At 66.4% G+C, this 14523-nt stretch carries 10 protein-coding genes and 1 pseudogene; 7 read left to right on the top strand and 4 right to left on the bottom strand.

Annotated features, from left to right (window positions below; genetic code table 11):
- Nucleotides 1–12 precede the first annotated feature (12 nt).
- The 3 genes from DMX06_RS17150 to acnA form a co-directional block, all read right to left on the bottom strand.
- Entirely contained in the window at nt 13–1578 is a 1566-nt protein-coding gene (locus tag DMX06_RS17150; protein WP_110738546.1) for a methyl-accepting chemotaxis protein, read from the bottom strand.
- Nucleotides 1579–1778: 200 nt separating this feature from the next.
- On the bottom strand, nt 1779–2555 hold the full coding sequence (locus DMX06_RS17145) for a CPBP family intramembrane glutamic endopeptidase (RefSeq protein ID WP_110738545.1): 777 nt from the start codon (nt 2553–2555) through the stop codon (nt 1779–1781).
- A 233-nt stretch (nt 2556–2788) separates the two neighbouring features.
- Nucleotides 2789–5530 (bottom strand): aconitate hydratase AcnA, encoded by a 2742-nt coding sequence (gene acnA, locus DMX06_RS17140; RefSeq protein ID WP_110738544.1) that lies wholly within the window; start codon nt 5528–5530, stop codon nt 2789–2791.
- A 219-nt stretch (nt 5531–5749) separates the two neighbouring features.
- On the opposite strand from acnA, the gene rlmM reads away from it, so the two are divergent.
- From rlmM to pdxB, 3 genes are all read left to right on the top strand, one after another.
- Nucleotides 5750–6814 carry a 23S rRNA (cytidine(2498)-2'-O)-methyltransferase RlmM gene (gene rlmM, locus DMX06_RS17135; RefSeq protein ID WP_110738543.1) on the top strand — a complete coding sequence of 355 codons (1065 nt, stop codon included), beginning with the start codon at nt 5750–5752 and terminating at the stop codon, nt 6812–6814.
- Nucleotides 6815–6881: 67 nt separating this feature from the next.
- Entirely contained in the window at nt 6882–7124 is a 243-nt protein-coding gene (gene tusA / locus DMX06_RS17130) for a sulfurtransferase TusA (RefSeq protein ID WP_050704845.1), read from the top strand.
- 47 nt (nt 7125–7171) lie between these two features.
- Nucleotides 7172–8314, top strand: coding sequence for a 4-phosphoerythronate dehydrogenase PdxB (gene pdxB, locus DMX06_RS17125; RefSeq protein ID WP_110738542.1), 1143 nt, complete (start codon nt 7172–7174; stop codon nt 8312–8314).
- 53 nt (nt 8315–8367) lie between these two features.
- Here the strand turns inward: pdxB and DMX06_RS26350 are convergent, their stop codons facing one another.
- A complete protein-coding gene (locus DMX06_RS26350) occupies nt 8368–8541 on the bottom strand; it encodes a PA1571 family protein (RefSeq protein ID WP_181427851.1) in 174 nt (57 codons plus the stop codon).
- A gap of 248 nt (nt 8542–8789) precedes the next feature.
- On the opposite strand from DMX06_RS26350, the gene DMX06_RS17120 reads away from it, so the two are divergent.
- The 4 genes and pseudogenes from DMX06_RS17120 to mqo all read left to right on the top strand — a co-directional run bounded on the left by DMX06_RS17120 (nt 8790) and on the right by mqo (nt 14346).
- Nucleotides 8790–10553: an ABC transporter transmembrane domain-containing protein gene (locus tag DMX06_RS17120; RefSeq protein WP_110738541.1), complete on the top strand. Its 1764-nt coding sequence runs from the start codon at nt 8790–8792 to the stop codon at nt 10551–10553.
- Nucleotides 10554–10686: 133 nt separating this feature from the next.
- A pseudogene (locus DMX06_RS26870) lies at nt 10687–11430 on the top strand (methyl-accepting chemotaxis protein); the annotation flags it as partial.
- Between the two features lie 165 nt (nt 11431–11595).
- A complete protein-coding gene (locus DMX06_RS26865; protein ID WP_375538107.1) occupies nt 11596–12363 on the top strand; it encodes a methyl-accepting chemotaxis protein in 768 nt (255 codons plus the stop codon).
- Nucleotides 12364–12780: 417 nt separating this feature from the next.
- Complete coding sequence (mqo, locus tag DMX06_RS17110) at nt 12781–14346, top strand: malate dehydrogenase (quinone) (protein ID WP_110738540.1); 1566 nt, start codon at nt 12781–12783, stop codon at nt 14344–14346.
- Nucleotides 14347–14523 lie beyond the last annotated feature (177 nt).

Genomic DNA, 14523 nt, shown 5'->3' with positions numbered 1-14523 from the left:
CGCCTACCGATTTCAGCGGTTGAAGCGCTCCACCAGCGAGTACTGGGTCCCCGCCGTGCTGGTCAGCTCTTCGCTGAGCAGCGCCGAGCGCTGGGCCTGGCCGGAGGTTTGGTCGGCCAGGTCGGCGATGGTGCTGATGTTGCGGCTGATCTCCTCGGCCACCGCGCTCTGCTCTTCGGTGGCGGCGGCGATCTGGGTCGCCATGTCGGTGATGTTGGCCACGGCCTCGCTGATGCCCACCAGCGCCTGGTCGGCCTCCATCACCCGCTCGACGCCTTCCTGGGCCTGGCGGTGGCCAGTCTCCATGGTCTGCACCGCATTGTTGGCGGTCTGTTGCAGCTTGGCGATCAGGGTGTGGATCTGACCGGTGGATTCGGCGGTACGCTGGGCCAGCTGACGGACCTCGTCGGCGACCACGGCAAAGCCACGGCCCATCTCCCCGGCGCGCGCCGCTTCGATGGCGGCGTTGAGCGCCAGCAGGTTGGTCTGGTCGGCAATGCCCTTGATCACATCGACCACGCCGCCGATCTCGTCGCTGTCCTTGGCCAGCTGGGTGACGGTCAGCCCGGTCTCGCCCACGGCGGCGGACAGCCGCTCGATGGCGTCACGGGTCTCGCCGGCGATGTTGCGGCCCTGGCTGGTCAGGCGATTGGCTTCCTGGGTGGCGTCGGCGGTGCGCTGGACATGGTTGGCCACTTCCTGGGTGGTGGCGGCCATCTGGTTGACGGCGGCGGCGACCTGCTCGGTCTCCACCCGCTGGCGCTCCAGGCCCGAGGAGCTCTGGTGGGCCAGGGCATCGGACTGGCGGGCCTGGTCGCTGAGCTGCTCGGCGCTGTCCTGCAGGCGGGTCAGGCAGGTCTTCATCCGTGCGTCCTGGCTGAGCATGGCCATTTCCAGGCGTGCCTGGACACCGCGACTGTCGGTGTACATCTGCGCGATCAGCGGGTCGGAGGTGGTCTGTTCGGCCAGGCGCAGCAGGCGCTTGAGGCCGCGCTGCTGCCAGCTCAGGCCGAGCAGGCCGAGCGGCACCGACAGGCCGGCGGCCAGGGCGAAGCCCCAGGAGTGGCCGAGCCAGTTGCCGATCAGGAAGCCGATCTGGCTGACCAGGATGAACGGCAGCCAGTCCTGCAGTACCGGCAGCCACTTGTCACGTTTCGGGATGGCCGAGCGGCCTTGGTTGATGCGCTGGTACAGCGCCTCGGCGCGGCGGATCTGCTCGGCGGTGGGCTTGACCCGCACCGATTCGTAGCCAACCACCTGGTTGCTGTCGAAGATCGGCGTGACGTAGGCGTTGACCCAGTAGTGGTCGCCCGACTTGCAGCGGTTCTTGACGATGCCCATCCACGGCAGGCCCTGCTTGAGGGTCTGCCACATGTGGGCGAACACGGCCGGCGGCACGTCGGGGTGGCGCACCAGGTTGTGCGGCGCGCCCATCAGGTCCTCGCGGGAAAAACCGCTGATCTCGATGAAGGCATCGTTGCAGTAGGTGATCACGCCCTTGGCGTTGGTGGTGGAGATCAACCGCTGCTGGGCAGGGAAAGTCCGTTCTCTCTGGGTAATCGGCTGGTTGTTACGCATTGGCTGTTCAATCCGCAAGGCTTTCGACGGGTATCGGCAAGCCTCTGGTTTTATTGAATGAATATTTAACTGGCTTGATCTGGGGCAAGGTGCCATCAGTCGGGTTGAGCTAATGCAGCCCACCTGATCGCAGCCGTTGCCACCAATATTGCAGTTTTCTTTATAAATGATGACGAATAGGTCTGATCATGACCGATTGTTCAGTTCGGGGCCAGCATCGGGTAGCTGAAAGCCGCGAAGTGCGCCAGGTTGACGCAGGTGTGGCACAGCACCGCCGCCGCCAGCCCGCCATGGCGATAGGCCAGACCATACCCCACCCCGGCCAGGGTGGCCAGGTAGAACCATTGCCAGCCACCGGCCAGGTGGGCGAGGCCGAACAACAGCGCGGCCACCAGCAACGCCAGCCCTTCATGCCTGAACAGACGTTGCAGGCCGCCCTGGATATAGCCGCGGAACAACAGTTCCTCGGTCAGGCTCACCAGCAGCAGGTTGTTCAGCAGCCACAGCCAGGCCTGGTCGGGCCATTTCGGTGCCCAGGCGACCATGCCCAGTGCCCAGGCGCCGCCCAGGCAGGCGAGCAGGGTCAATGGCAGGGTCAGTGCCAGGCCGGGCAGCAGGCCGCGCGGACGCAGCATCACCAGCCACGGGCAAGCCAGCAGCAACCATAGGCCGATCAGGGGCTTGTCCAGGTTGAGGTACAGGGAGAAGGGCACGGCGCCGTCGCTGAGCACGGCCTTGTCGATCACTTTGGCGCCGTTGAAACCGGGTAGCCAGTGCAGGGCCAGGGCGATGGCGAGCAGGACGAACAGCAGATGGCCGAGGCTTTGTTGCCAGCGTACCGGACGGCGGGCGAGCAGAGCGCTGCACAGCAGGGCAAGCAAGGCGGGCAGGGCGGCGAGGCCGAGGCTGCCGTAGGTCAGGGCGATCGCATAGCCGAGGGCGAGCAGGAGCAGGGCGATCCAGTGGGGAAGGGGCATGACATTTCCTTAGTGCCGGTGAATCCGAGGAGGGTAGGACTTACACCATGGCTGTCAGGACACGTGGCTGTTTGCGCGCATGGGCGGGTATTGCCGGGACCGCGTTGCGGTCCTTTCGCGACACAAGGCCGCTCCTACAGGACGGCGCGGTCCCCTGTAGGAGCGGCCTTGTGTCGCGAAAGGGGCGCAACGCGCCCCCGGCAATCTTGAATTGGAAAGGGATGGGCCCAGCCTTACCCCGCGATCAATTGCCGCAGCACATAATGCAGGATCCCCCCCGACTTGAAGTACTCCACCTCATTGAGGGTGTCGATCCGGCACAGCACCTCGATCTGCTCCTGGCGCCCGTCCTCGCGGGTAATGCGCACCGGCAGGGTCATGCCCGGACGAATCTGCGCGCCATCAAGCCCCAGCACATCGATGCGTTCCTTGCCAGTCAACCCGAGGCGCTTGCGGTCGTCGCCAGCCTTGAACTGCAAGGGCAGCACGCCCATGCCCACCAGGTTGGAGCGGTGGATGCGCTCGAAGCTCTCCGCCAGCACTGCCTTGACCCCCAGCAGGTTGGTGCCCTTGGCCGCCCAGTCACGGCTGGAGCCGGTGCCGTATTCCTGCCCGGCGATCACCACCAGTGGCGTGCCGTCCTGCTGGTAGCGCATGGCGGCATCGTAGATCGACAGTTTTTCGCCCGTGGGTACGTACAGGGTGTTGCCGCCTTCCTCGCCACCGAGCATCTCGTTGCGGATGCGGATGTTGGCGAAGGTGCCGCGCATCATCACCTCATGGTTGCCGCGCCGTGAGCCGTAGGAGTTGAAGTCCCGCGGCTCCACGCCCTTGCCGCGCAGGTAGCGGCCAGCCGGGCTGTCGGCCTTGATGTTGCCGGCCGGGGAGATATGGTCGGTGGTCACCGAGTCGCCGAGCAGGGCGAGGATGCGCGCGCCGTGGATATCGCCGATTTCCGGCAATGGACCACCGATGTCGTCGAAGAACGGCGGGTGCTGGATATAGGTGGAGTCTTCCTGCCAGACATAGGTGGCCGCCTGGGGCACCTCGATGGCCTGCCACTGGGCGTCGCCGGCAAACACTTCGGCGTACTCCTTGTGGAACATGCGCGTGTCGACATTGCGCACGGCCTCGGCGATCTCCTGCTGGCTTGGCCAGATATCGCGCAGGTACACGGGCTTGCCGTCCTTGCCGGTGCCCAGGGCGTCCTGGGTCAGGTCCAGGCGCACGCTGCCGGCCAGGGCATAGGCCACCACCAGCGGCGGCGAGGCCAGCCAGTTGGTCTTGACCAGCGGGTGCACCCGGCCTTCGAAGTTGCGGTTGCCCGACAGTACCGAAGCCACGGTGAGGTCGGCGCTGCCGATGGCCTTCTCGATCGCCTCGTCCAGGGGGCCGGAGTTGCCGATGCAGGTGGTGCAGCCATAGCCGACCAGGTCGAAACCGAGCTGATCCAGGTAGGGGGTGAGGCCGGCAGCCTTGAAGTAGTCCGTCACCACCTTGGAGCCTGGGGCCAGCGAGCTCTTGACCCAGGGCTTGCGGGTCAGGCCCTTCTCCACGGCTTTTTTCGCCACCAGCCCGGCGGCCATCATCACGCTGGGGTTGGAGGTGTTGGTGCAGGAGGTGATGGCGGCGATCACCACGGCGCCATCGCGCAGCGTGTGGGTCTGGCCGGCGTGGCTATAGTCGATCTCGCCGGCCTGGTCGGCATTGCCCACCGCCACACCGCCGCCGCCTTCGCTTTCCAGGCGGCCGACTTCCTTGGCCAGAGGCTTGGGCTGTAGTTCGATGAAGTGGTCGAAGGCCTGGGCGACCTGGCCCAGGGCGACCCGGTCCTGCGGGCGCTTGGGCCCGGCGAGGCTGGCCTCCACCTCGTTCATGTCCAGCGCCAGGGTATCGCTGAACAGCGGCTCCTGGCCCGGCAGGCGCCACAGGCCTTGGGCCTTGCTGTAGGCCTCGACCAGTTGCACGGCCTCCTCGGGGCGGCCGGACAGGCGCAGGTAGTCCAGGGTCACCTGGTCCACCGGGAAGAAACCGCAGGTGGCGCCGTACTCGGGAGCCATGTTGGCGATGGTGGCGCGGTCGGCCAGCGGCAGGTCGGCCAGGCCGTCGCCGTAGAACTCGACGAACTTGCCCACCACGCCTTTCTTGCGCAGCATCTGTGTCACCGTCAGCACCAGGTCGGTGGCGGTGATGCCCTCGCGCAGCTTGCCGGTGAGCTTGAAGCCGATCACCTCGGGAATCAGCATCGACACCGGCTGGCCGAGCATCGCTGCCTCGGCCTCGATGCCGCCCACGCCCCAACCGAGCACGCCCAGGCCGTTGATCATGGTGGTGTGCGAGTCGGTGCCGACCAGGGTGTCGGGGAAGGCGTAGGTGCGGCCGTCCGCTTCACGGGTCCACACCGTGCGGCCCAGGTACTCGAGGTTGACCTGATGGCAGATGCCGGTGCCCGGCGGTACCACGCGGAAGTTGTCGAAGGCGCTCTGGCCCCAGCGCAGGAAGGCATAGCGTTCGCCGTTGCGTTGCATCTCGATGTCGACGTTCTGGGCAAAGGCATTGGGGCTGGCGTAGCGGTCGACCATCACCGAGTGGTCGATCACCAGGTCCACCGGCGACAACGGGTTGATCCGCTGCGGGTCGCCGCCGGCCTTGGCCATCGCAGCGCGCATGGCGGCCAGGTCGACCACCGCCGGCACGCCAGTGAAGTCCTGCATCAACACCCGCGCCGGGCGGTACTGGATCTCGCGATCGGAGCGACGCTCCTGCAGCCACTGGGCCACGGCGCGCAGGTCGTCGCCGGTGACGGTCTTGCCGTCTTCCCAGCGCAGCAGGTTTTCCAGCAGCACCTTCAGCGACATGGGCAGGCGTTGCAGGTCGCCGAGCTGGCGGGCGGCTTCGGGCAGGCTGAAATAGTGGTAGGCGCGGTCGCCCACCTGGAGGGTCTTGAGGGTTTTCAGGCTATCGAGCGAGGGCATTTACAACTCCTTGTGCTCCGGTGCCCGGCGACTGCGGGTCGCTCGCCGGTGTCACCGCTCTGGACCGGTCCGCACGGCACGGACCTGGCTGAACAGTCAGGTTAGACCGGTTTGTCCGCCCTGACCCTTTTCTGGACCGATGGGGCGTGTCGTCGGTTCCGATCTTCCTTTATCATTCGCCGCCCTGGCGCCGTCTGCGCCAGTGATGTGGAGTGAGAAATGAATACCCTGTTCATGCATTGCCGGCCCGGCTTCGAGGGCGAAGTCTGCGCCGAAATCAGCGAACACGCCGCCCACCTGGGCGTGGCCGGCTATGCCAAGGGCAAGCCGCAGAGCGCCTGCGCCGAGTTCGTCTGCACCGAGCCCGGTGGCGCCGAACGCATGATGCAGACGCTGCGCTTCTCGCAGCTGATCTTCCCGCGCCAGTGGGCCCGCGGCACCTACGTCGAGCTGCCGGAGACCGACCGCATCAGCGTGCTGCTCGAGCACCTGGCCGCGCTGCCGGTGTGCGGCAGCCTGTGGCTGGAAGTGCTCGACAGCAACGATGGCAAGGAGCTGTCGACGTTCTGCCGCAAGTTCGAGGTGCCGCTGCGCAAGGCCTTGGAAAAGGCCGGACGGTTGGTGGACGATGCCCGGCGGCCACGCCTGCTGCTGACCTTCATCAGTGGCCGGCGGGTATTCCTGGGGCTGGCCGAGGCCGATAACTCGGCGCTGTGGCCGATGGGCATCCCGCGCCTGAAGTTCCCTCGCGAAGCCCCCAGCCGCTCGACCCTCAAGCTCGAGGAGGCGTGGCACCAGTTCATTCCCCGCGAGCAGTGGGACCAGCGCCTGAACGACGACATGACCGGCGTCGACCTGGGCGCCGCCCCCGGCGGCTGGACCTACCAGCTGGTCAAGCGCGGCATGCTGGTGACCGCCATCGACAACGGGCCGATGGCCGAAAGCCTGATGGACACCGGCCTGGTCACCCACCTGATGGCTGACGGCTTCACCTGGAAACCCCGCCAGACCGTCGACTGGATGGTCTGCGACATCGTCGAGAAGCCGGCGCGTACCGCCTCGCTGATCGAGACCTGGCTGGGCGAAGGGCTGTGCCGCGAGGCAGTGGTCAACCTGAAGCTGCCGATGAAGCAGCGCCATGCCGAGGTGCGCAAGCTGCTCGAGCGCATCGAGGCCGGGTTCAAGGCGCGCAAGGTGAAGGTGTCGATCGCCTGCAAGCAGCTGTATCACGACCGCGAGGAAGTGACCTGCCACCTGCGCCGGCTGGACCTGAAACCGCGCTGAGGCCATCGCGGGGCTGTGACAGCCCCGCTTCATGCGCCACAATGACGATCATTTTGCGGAGCCCTACATGACCGATTTCACCCACGACGCGATCCTCGATGCCACCGGCCTGAACTGCCCGGAGCCGGTGATGATGCTGCACAAGCACGTGCGCGAGCTGGCCGGCGGCGGCGTGCTCAAGGTGATCGCCACCGATCCGTCGACCCGCCGCGACATTCCCAAGTTCTGCATCTTCCTTGGCCACGAGCTGCTTGGCCAGCAGGAAGAGGCCGGCACCTACCTGTACTGGATCCGCAAGAAGGCCGACTGAGCCGGCTGCGATCGCGCTACACTGCGCTCCCCTGACAGGAGAGCGCCATGCTGATAGTTGCCGACGAGAATATCCCGCTGCTCGATGCCTTCTTCGCCGGTTTCGGCGAGATCCGCCGTTACCCCGGCCGGGCCATCGACGCCGCCTGCGTCAAGGACGCCGACGTGCTGCTGGTGCGCTCGGTGACCCGCGTCGACCGGCAACTGCTCGAAGGCAGCCGGGTGCGTTTTGTCGGCACCTGCACCATCGGCACCGACCACCTTGACCTCGAATATTTCGCCCAGGCCGGTATCCACTGGAGCAGCGCACCGGGCTGCAACGCCCGCGGCGTGGTGGACTACGTGCTGGGCAGCCTGCTGACCCTGGCCGAACTCGAAGGCGTGGACCTGGGCAAGCGGGTCTATGGCGTGGTCGGCGCCGGCGAGGTCGGCGCACGCCTGGTGCGGGTACTGCATGGACTGGGCTGGAAGGTGCTGGTGTGCGACCCGGTGCGCCAGGCGAGCGAGGGCGGCGACTTCGTCGACCTGCAGACGATCCTCGAACAGTGCGACGTGATCAGCCTGCACACGCCACTGCAACGCGGCGGCGAGCACCCGACCTGGCACCTGCTCGACCAGCCGCGCCTGGCGCGCCTGCGTGCCGGCGCCTGGCTGATCAACGCCAGCCGCGGCCCGGTGGTGGACAACTCGGCCCTGCGCGAACTGCTGCTGGATCGCGAGGATCTGCACGCGGTGCTCGACGTCTGGGAGGGCGAGCCGCAGGTGGACCTGCAACTGGCCGACCTGTGCACCCTGGCCACGCCGCATATCGCCGGCTACAGCCTGGACGGCAAGCAGCGGGGCACGGCGCAGATCTACCAGGCCTTCTGCCGCTGGCGCGGGGAGCCCGAGCAGGTGAGCCTGGCCGACCTGCTGCCGGCACCGGGTCTGGCGCAGATCGAGTTTGACCCGAGCGCGGATCCGGCGTGGGCATTGGCCACCCTGTGCCGGGCGGTCTACGATCCTCGTCGCGACGATGCCGATTTCCGTCGCAGCCTGAGCGAAGATCCTGCCGAACAGCGTGCGGCGTTCGATCTGCTGCGCAAGCACTACCCGGTAAGGCGCGAGATCGAGGGGCTGGCAGTGCGTGTACGTGGGGAGGCGCCGCAACTGGCGCAACTGGTCAGTGCACTGGGGGCGGTGCTGGCCTGAGGGCCGGCCAATAAAAACCCGGCGCAAGCGCCGGGTTGCAGGCAATTCGGGGGTCAGGCCTTGGCGACTTTCTTGACCCGGCTCTCTTCCAGGTCCTTGCAGGCCTTCTGGATCATCTGCTCGGTGATCGGGATCTCGCGGCCCTGGGCATCGATGATCGAGCCGCAGACCTGAGATTGCGGACGGTTCTGGGTCTTGGGCGTGTCGGTGCTGTGCTGCAAGCTCATGTCCTGTCTCCTCTTTCAGGTTCAAGCTCAAGGTAGCGCTTCGCCGTGACTGGTCTGTGACAGTTTCTTCGGCGTCATGCCGGAACAGTCCAACAGAAAGCGCGACAAAGCTCCAGACACAGGTTAGAACGAATGAGCATAGTCACTGTTGTCCTGTTCGATCATGGGACGGCGACGCATTCCCAGGCGTTGCATGAGGCCGACGAGTGGTAGTCTTGGTCTAATCCGAGCACAGAACGACGTTTGCCATGCCCGAGCCGATCTCCCCCCGCCAGCGCCGCGCCCTGCACCTGGGCTGGCGTTTCGTCCGCCCCTATCGCCGCCAGGCCCTGCTGGCCTTGCTGGCGCTGGTGGTCACCGCCGCCATCACCCTGTCCATGGGGCAGGGTATCCGCCTGTTGGTCGACCAGGGCTTCATGACCGGGTCGGCGCACCAGCTCAACCAGACCATCGGCCTGTTCCTGCTGCTGGTGCTGGCACTGGCGGTGGGGACCTTCGCCCGCTTCTATCTGGTGTCGTGGATCGGCGAGCGCTGCGTGGCCGATATTCGCCGGGCGGTGTTCGATCACCTGATCGGCCTGCACCCGGGCTTCTTCGAGGACAACCGCAGTTCGGAGATCCAGTCGCGGCTGACCGCCGACACCACCTTGCTGCAGTCGGTGATCGGCTCGTCGCTGTCGATGTTCCTGCGTAACGCCCTGATGGTACTGGGCGGGGTGATCCTGCTGTTCGTCACCAACCCCAAGCTGACCAGCATCGTGGTGCTGGCCTTGCCCCTGGTGCTGGCGCCGATCCTGCTGTTCGGGCGGCGTGTGCGCAGCCTGTCGCGGCAGAGCCAGGACCGGGTGGCCGACGTGGGCAGCTATGTTGCCGAGACCCTCGGCCAGATCAAGACGGTGCAGGCCTACAACCATCAAGGGCATGATCAGGCGCGCTTTGCCGAGACCGTGGAGGCGGCGTTCGGCGTGGCGCGCCGGCGCATCGCCCAGCGCGCCTGGCTGATTACCCTGGTGATCGTGCTGGTGCTTGGGGCGGTGGGGGTGATGCTCTGGGTTGGCGGCATGGACGTGATCGCCGGACGCATCTCCGGCGGTGAGCTGGCCGCCTTCGTGTTCTACAGCCTGATCGTCGGCAGCGCCTTCGGCACCCTGAGCGAGGTGATCGGTGAGCTGCAGCGGGCCGCCGGTGCCGCCGAACGCATCGCTGAGCTGCTGGCGGCGCAGGCGGCGATCCTGGCGCCGGCACGACCGCAGGGGCTGGCGCAGGGCCGTGCCACGGGTGACATCCAGCTGTGCGACGTGCGCTTCGCCTACCCGTCACGCCCCACTGCCGCTGCCATCGATGGCCTGAGCCTGCACATCCGCCCGGGCGAAACCGTGGCCCTGGTCGGGCCGTCGGGAGCCGGCAAGTCGACCCTGTTCGACCTGCTGCTGCGCTTCTACGACCCGCAGGAGGGCGCGATTCTGCTCGATGGCCGGTCGATCACCGGGCTTGAGCCTGCCGAGCTGCGCCGCCAGTTCGCCCTGGTGGCCCAACAGCCGGCACTGTTCCGTGGCACGGTCGAGGCCAACATCCGTTACGGCCGGCCCGACGCCAGCCTGGCCGAGATCGAGGCAGCGGCGCGCAGCGCTCATGCCGATGAATTCATCGCCCAGTTGCCCCAGGGCTACCAGACGCTCCTGGGCGAGGGCGGCGTGGGCTTGTCTGGCGGCCAGCGCCAGCGCCTGGCGATTGCCCGGGCGCTGCTGGTGGATGCGCCGATCCTGTTGCTGGACGAGGCCACCAGTGCCCTGGACGCGCAGAGCGAGCACCTGGTCCAGCAGGCGTTGCCGCAGTTGATGGCCGGGCGCACCACGCTGGTCATCGCTCACCGCCTGGCGACGGTGCAGCATGCCGATCGCATCGCGGTGATCGACAAAGGCCGACTGGCGGCAGTCGGCAGCCATCGACAATTGATCGAGCAAAGCCCACTCTACGCACGCTTGGCAGCGCTGCAGTTCAACCCAGCCTGAGCGGCCGTGGCTGTCGCTGTTTTGTAACAATTCTGTAGCAATTGCCTGAGACTATCTGCCTCGGCCGTTGCGCAGGTGCTCGCCCTGGCTGTCATCGCCCGATGGCGGCTTTTTGGGGCGAACGAGGACAAGGATGCCTCTGTCGGCGGTGCCGGCGTGCGCCGTTTCCCTCTTCCTTGTTCCGAGATCCGCAATCTTGCGTAAATCCCTCAGAGTGCAAATCCTCTCCCTGCTCGGTGGCAGCCTGGTGGCGATCCTGCTGATCGCCCTGGTGTGCTTCCAGTTCCTGTCGTCCAGCGTGCGCGGCTACGCCGAGCTGGTGGACGGGCCGTTGCGTGCCTCGCAACTGATCGACGAAGCCAACCTGCAGTTCAAGGTCCAGGTCCAGGAGTGGAAAAACGTGCTGCTGCGCGGTCGTCAGCCGGCGGAGCTGGACAAGTACTGGCAGCAGTTCCAGGCCCGCGAGCAGCAGGTACAGCAGTTGCTGGGGCAATTGATCGACAGCAGCGAGCCGGCGCTCAAGGCGCGCCTGGAGCAGCTCAAGGCCAGCCACCGGCAACTGGGCTCGGCCTATGAGCAGGGGCGCCAGGCGTTCCTGGCCGCCGGCGGCGACCCGGTGGCGGGCGACCTGGCGGTCAAGGGCGTGGACCGTGCAACCAGCGACCAGATGAGCGCGCTGGTGGAGCAGTTGCGCGCCGACGCCCACGGGCGTGCCGGCGCCATCAGCGCCAGCGCCGAGCGCACGGTATGGCTGGGTGTGCTGGTGATGCTGGGCTCGGCCGTACTGGTAGGGCTGTTCAGCCTGTGGCTGGTCAACCGCAGCCTGGTCGAACCGATCCGTCAGCTGATCGACTACGTCGCCCAGCTCAGCCAGGGGCGTTTCGCCGCCCGCGTCGACAGCCGCCGCGAGGATGAACTGGGGCGCCTGGCGCTGGCCGCCAACACCCTGCGCGACTTCCTCGCCGAGACCGTCGGGCGCCTCAAGGACAACGCCGAGGAACTGGAAAGCGCCAGCGGCCGGTTGCGCAGCATTGCCGGCGACATGGCCCATGGCACCCACGACCAGTTCCAGCGCACCGACCAGGTCGCCACGGCCATGCACGAGATGTCCGCCACTGCCCAGGAAGTAGCGCGCCACGCCGCCGATGCCGCCCGCGCCGCGGACGAGGCCGACCACAGTGCCCAGGCCGGCGAGCAGGTCATGCAGCGGACCATCGACACCATTGCCGTGGTCAACCGCGAGATCGCCGGTACCGCGACGGTGATCCGTCACCTGGAGCACGACAGCACGCGCATCGGCAAGGTGCTCGAAGTGATTCGCGGCATTGCCGAGCAGACCAACCTGCTGGCGCTCAACGCCGCCATCGAGGCCGCCCGTGCCGGCGAGGCCGGGCGTGGTTTTGCGGTGGTGGCCGACGAGGTGCGCAGCCTGGCCCAGCGCACCGCGGCGTCGATCGCCGAGATCCACCAGATCATTGAGGCGGTGCAGTCGGGCGCGGTGGAGGCGGTCAAGGCCATCGAGAGCGGCCAGCAGCGCAGCGAGGAGGGCGCCGAGCAGGTGCAGCAGGCCGGGCAGATGCTGCAGCGCATCACCACGGCGGTGGAGGCGATCCGCGACATGAACCGGCAGATCGCCACGGCCGCAGAGGAACAGACCAGTGTCGCCGAGGACATCTCGCGCAACCTGGTCGAGATCACCCGCATCGCCACCGCCAACCAGGAGGCCGTGCAGCACACCGAACAGGCCGGGCAGCGCTTGCACGGTCTGTCGGGACAGCTGGGTGAGGTCACTTCCCGCCTCACTGCCTGACAAGCCTGCACGATCCCTGTGTAGGAGCGGCCTTGTGCCGCGAACGGGCCGTGCAACGGCCCCGGGATTTCAATGTTGACGCAATGATCGCCGGGGCCGCTTTGCGGCCCTTTCGCGGCACAAGGCCGCTCCTACAGGCGTTCGGGGGAAATCCGCCATCCACCCGGCAAAGTACCTGTCCATTTGGCGGATTGCCGCCAACCAGCCCCGGCCAATCCCACTGCGTCAGCACGCCACAGGCCTGCGCCATTGGCCCAGGCCAACCTGGCACACTCCCTGCTTTACGGCGCTCCGGGCCACGGCCCGAGGCGATCGTGCCCCGATTTCGCAAGACTCCTGCTGACCAGAACAACAACATCCGGGCGTGCACGCCGGGGGCAACGACTGCCAGTCCTTCACTTCAATTGGATTGAGCTAATGAAAAAAATCCTGCTGACGCTCCTGTGCCTGGGCGTCATCGGCTGCTCCAAGCCCGCGGAACCACAGAAGTCCGTCGAGGTCCTGCTGATCGGCGGCGGCATCATGAGCGCGAGCCTGGGGACCTACCTCACCGAGCTGGAACCGAACTGGAAGGTCGACGTCTACGAGCGCATGGACCAGGTCGCCGAGGAAAGTTCCAACGCCTGGAACAACGCCGGCACCGGCCACTCGGCGTTCTGCGAGCTGAACTATACCAGTGTCGGCAAGGATGGCAGCATCGACATCAGCAAGGCGGTCAACGTCAACGAGCAGTTCGAGGTGTCCAAGCAGTTCTGGGCCTATCAGGTCGAGCAGGGTGTGCTGAGCAACCCGCGTTCGTTCATCAACAACGTGCCGCACATGAGCTTTGTCTGGGGTGACGACAACGTCGCCTTCCTGCACAAACGCGTCGAGGCCCTGCAGCACAGCTCGCTGTTCCGCGGCATGGAGATCACCGAGGACCACGAGCAGATCCGCAAGTGGGTGCCGCTGGTGATGGAAGGCCGAGATCCCGGGCAGAAGGTGGCCGCGACCCGCATGGCCATCGGCACCGATGTGAACTTCGGCGAGATCACCCGCCAGCTGTTCGCCTCCATGACCCGCAACCCCAATGTGCAGCTGCATCTGAGCCACGAAGTGCGCGACATCGTGCGCAACGCCGATGGCAGCTGGAATGTGGTAGTGGCCGACCTGGCCAACGGTGGCAAGGAGTCTTCGGTCAAGGCGAAGTTCGTCTTCATCGGCGCCGGTGGTGGTGCGCTCAAGCTGCTGCAGAAGTCCGGCATTCCAGAGGCCCAAGGCTATGCAGGCTTCCCGGTCGGTGGCCAGTTCCTGATGACCGACAATGCCGACCTGGTCGCCCGCCACAAGGCCAAGTTGTACGGCAAGGCCTCGGTCGGCGCGCCGCCGATGTCGGTGCCGCACCTGGACACCCGGGTGATCGATGGCAAGGAAGTGCTGCTGTTCGGCCCGTTCGCGACCTTCTCCACCAAGTACCTCAAGCACGGTTCGCTGTTGGACATGTTCAGCTCGCTGACCACCCACAACATCAGCCCGATGATGCATGCCGGTATCGACAACATTGACCTGAGCACCTACCTGATGGGTCAGCTGATGCTCAGTTTCGATGACCGCATGGCGGCCCTGCGCGAGTACTTCCCCAACGCCAAGAACGAAGACTGGAAGCTGCTCCAGGCCGGCCAGCGCGTGCAGGTGATCAAGAAGGATCCCGAGCACGGTGGCGTGCTGCAGTTCGGCACCGAAGTGGTGGCCGCCGAGGATGGCAGCATTGCCGCGCTGCTGGGCGCTTCGCCCGGCGCCTCGACCGCCGCACCGATCATGCTGAGCGTGCTGGAGAAGACCTTCAAGGATCGGATCAAGAGCGCCGAGTGGCAGGCCAGGCTCAAGGAGATCGTGCCGACCTACGGCCAGAAGCTGAACAACGACCTCGAACTGACCAACAAGACCCGTGAGTGGAGCAGTACGCGCCTGCAACTGCTGTACGTGCCGGTGTTGCCGGAGTAACCGCGTAAGCTGAGCGCGGGAGCGGCGCCAACCTGTAGGAGCGGCCTTGCCGAGGCGTCGGACCGGTCGGAAAGGGCTGCGCAGCAGCCCCGGGATTTCAGCGTTGTTGCAAAGATCGCCGGGGCCGCTTTGCGGCCCTTTCGCGACACAAGGCCGCTCCTACAGGGTCCAGTGTTG

The organism is Pseudomonas mosselii, assembly GCF_003205295.1.
In the GTDB taxonomy this organism is placed as follows: Bacteria; Pseudomonadota; Gammaproteobacteria; order Pseudomonadales; family Pseudomonadaceae; genus Aquipseudomonas; species Aquipseudomonas mosselii_B.
This window is presented reverse-complemented; position numbering and strand designations above follow the sequence as displayed.